Raw genomic sequence first — 2819 nt, forward strand, 5'->3', positions numbered from 1 at the left:
GAACTGCGAGCGCAAACTGGAAACCAGCGCCCAACTCGTAGCGCTCGCCTTCCTGTCATTGTTATTACGGAGACACTGAACAGGTTCTTAGTACTGCGCGTCCAGGTTATGGCATGTGAACAATCACCGCGCCTTGCGAGAAAAAATCGACAGCACTGTCACTCACTAACCGCCGGTTTTCGCGCCTTCACAAGCGTTGGAGGCCTGCACCGATTTCAGGAAACTCGGAATCACGACTGCACATTTCATGTGCCGGTCACCGGCATGAGGTGAAACTGGTTGCCGCGACGCTGGCGAGCATGATGTATGCGCGGCCAATTGATGGCCACACAAGCAAGTGGTGTCTGGGCGTAGGCTATGATTACGACGAGTGCGGCGCCTGGTGCGTAGTGCCGGGTATGAACCGGTCATAGTCAGCAGGCGTGACGAACGGGATAACAAGAAGCAACGCAGTGCACGTGCCCGACGCTGGGTCGTCGAGTGCACGTCTAGTTGTCTCACGCCGCTGCTCGTGTGCTGGGTAATACGGGAAGACACTTACCTCGCCATGCAGCAGCACGCCTGCGGATTCATCGCCTGGCGACCGGCCCTGACGAAATAGGCAGTAAATCGCATAAGCAAATCAGGCGGTTAAGTTTTGACCTTCTGGCTAACTGTATTCCTCGGTATCATTGAATGACACGAAGATAACCGAATCTGAGGAAATCGCCGCGCCCGGCGTCCCGGTCGCGGCGAGGATTACTTCTTATTTCGAGTAGTACCCGACTCCGACCAGCACATCGCCCACGCGCTGAATCAGCGAGTGCTTGGCTTCGATGGCGTTGGTGGCCGGATTGCGCCACACATAATCGACTGTTCCGCTGCCTTTCTCTTTAGCCAGCGTAATTATTTCCTGTATCAGCGGTTTGCCGGCAGCGTCATGCAATTCGCGTGCGTCGGTTCCGACGAGCTGAGGCGAGGCGCCGGACGCGCGATATTTGCCATCGTCGATGCCGATTGCGAACACATACAGATCACCGCGGATGAAGCCGCCTTTCGGATCGTTGAAGCTCTGGTATGCGGGTGCCACGCCGGCCGTCTGCATCTGCGCGACCGCCTTTTCAAGCAGTGCCTGCGCCTCTTCGGCCGCCGAGCGCGGAATGTAGTAACCGACGCAAACGATGTATTTGCCGACCTTGCGGAAGGATACCGTCTTGTTTTCGATGTGGTTGTTGGCCCGGTTCAGCCAGCGATATTCGACCACGCCGGCGTCGCCGTTGCGGGCCTTGTCCAGCAATTCGCGCATGAACGGTTTGCCGGCCTCGTCGTGCAGATCGCGTACATCGACCCCGACCAGGACATCCGGCGCTCCGCCATTCGCATACATGATGCCGTCGCTGCCGACGACATAGACGTAACGGGCGCCATGCACGAATGCACCCTTGCGGTCGTTGAATGCGGTGAACGCCTTGTCGGGACCGTGCTTGTGCAGGTAGCCGACCGCATCGGCGAGCAGAGCTGCCGATGCCTTCGCTTCCGCGCGTTCAATCGCGCCGGGCGTGCCGGCCGAGCTGTCGGTTGGCGTGGCTGCGAGCGCCGGGGCAGCATTCAAGGCGGCCGCCAGGGCCAGAACCAGTAAACCAGCGTGCTTCATTTTCATCGGTGACTCCGTTGCAGTGGATGGTGAAATCAATCTAGTAAGGCATGCTGAGCTACAGAATTAATGCGAATCGGTTATCTGCAAACTCACCCTCTCCCCCGGCATCAGCAGCGCTGCCAGCGTTTGGCCCGGGCGAGGTGGATAAAGGATCTGGCGCCTTTGGCGACATCGGCTCATGAACCGGGGAAAGCGGACTGCAGCTCGGAATCAATGGGCGTCACGCTGCTCTTGCCGTCACAGCGCTTCAGGACTTCGCTGGCCGAATTGTTCAGGCCTTCCGGGTACAGCAGTGTGTTGGCGTCCTGGCTGTCTTGCCAGCGGAAGACGAAGTGCGGCGCAAGCCGCGAACAGGCGCGGTCGGGGGGGGCGATGATTGTGGTCGTCATGGCTGTATGGGCGCCGGACGGAAGCAGTCTTCCCGTCCGGGCTTCCAGTTAGCGCACGCTTAGCGTACGTAGACGTAAGCGGTCACTTCAAAGCCGAGGCGGATTTCGCAGTACGCAGGTGTTTCCCAGATCATCGCAAGTCTCCTTAAATTGGGAAGCGACTAGATGCCGATTCCTGATTGATTATCAGCACCGGGTCAGAGGCGGGCCACCATAGTTTCGCCAAAAGTAGCTCATGAAAATCATGATTGGAGGTCATTGCGCTCCATCGAGGTATCGGTGCCCCAGCCCTCAATGCACATGTCCGCATAGGCGAGCATCATGGCGCCGAGCATGGTGGCCGGGGGAAGCGAACCACCGATACAAGGATTTTCAGTCTTTCGTGGACACCGGAAGGGCAATTTCATAAAAGCAGGGCCCACTGGCATAGCAAGCTCATATTGCCGCAGAGTTTTTCAACAGAATTTAGTGCAAAACGGTCATTCCCAAGAGCCGAGCATCCGGCTCAGTTCGACCCAAAGCAGGGATGCGGGCTTCCCGGTAACAGTCGCTTAACGTAGGATGCATTGTCATGGGCGAGCCCTTAAGGCGGCCGGAACGCGTTTAGGCGTCAGCAATGAGAAGAGAAATGACGGCACCTATTTGAGACGGCTTGATTTGTACTGAAACGGGTTATGTCAGCTTCGTGGACGCGAACGGCCCAGAGTGTGTAAAAACGCGGTTGCGCAAATTGTTTACTCATTGTTGATCCTCTCGAACACCGCGATTAATTCTTGAGTGTTGAATAGGCTGTC

General features: G+C 57.3%; 3 protein-coding genes. All 3 read right to left on the bottom strand.

Annotated features, from left to right (window positions below; translation table 11 throughout):
- Positions 1-745 precede the first annotated feature (745 nt).
- The 3 genes from TSA66_RS01125 to pqqA all read right to left on the bottom strand — a co-directional run bounded on the left by TSA66_RS01125 (position 746) and on the right by pqqA (position 2159).
- Positions 746-1639: a cache domain-containing protein gene (locus TSA66_RS01125; protein ID WP_094298978.1), complete on the bottom strand. Its 894-nt coding sequence runs from the start codon at positions 1637-1639 to the stop codon at positions 746-748.
- Positions 1640-1812: 173 nt separating this feature from the next.
- On the bottom strand, positions 1813-2025 hold the full coding sequence (locus TSA66_RS01130; RefSeq protein WP_094298979.1) for a pyrroloquinoline quinone biosynthesis protein PqqD: 213 nt from the start codon (positions 2023-2025) through the stop codon (positions 1813-1815).
- Positions 2026-2084: 59 nt separating this feature from the next.
- Positions 2085-2159, bottom strand: a complete 75-nt coding sequence (gene pqqA / locus TSA66_RS28155) for a pyrroloquinoline quinone precursor peptide PqqA (RefSeq protein WP_084199171.1) — start codon at positions 2157-2159, stop codon at positions 2085-2087.
- Positions 2160-2819 lie beyond the last annotated feature (660 nt).

Source organism: Noviherbaspirillum autotrophicum, from assembly GCF_000818395.1.
Classification (GTDB): domain Bacteria; phylum Pseudomonadota; class Gammaproteobacteria; order Burkholderiales; family Burkholderiaceae_D; genus Noviherbaspirillum; species Noviherbaspirillum autotrophicum.

Bases quoted from the DNA above. Each gene is read 5' to 3' on its own strand.
- TSA66_RS01130 (WP_094298979.1), bottom strand. From the start codon at position 2,025: ATGACGACCACAATCATCGCCCCCCCCGACCGCGCCTGTTCGCGGCTT.
- TSA66_RS01125 (WP_094298978.1), bottom strand. From the start codon at position 1,639: ATGAAAATGAAGCACGCTGGTTTACTGGTTCTGGCCCTGGCGGCCGCC.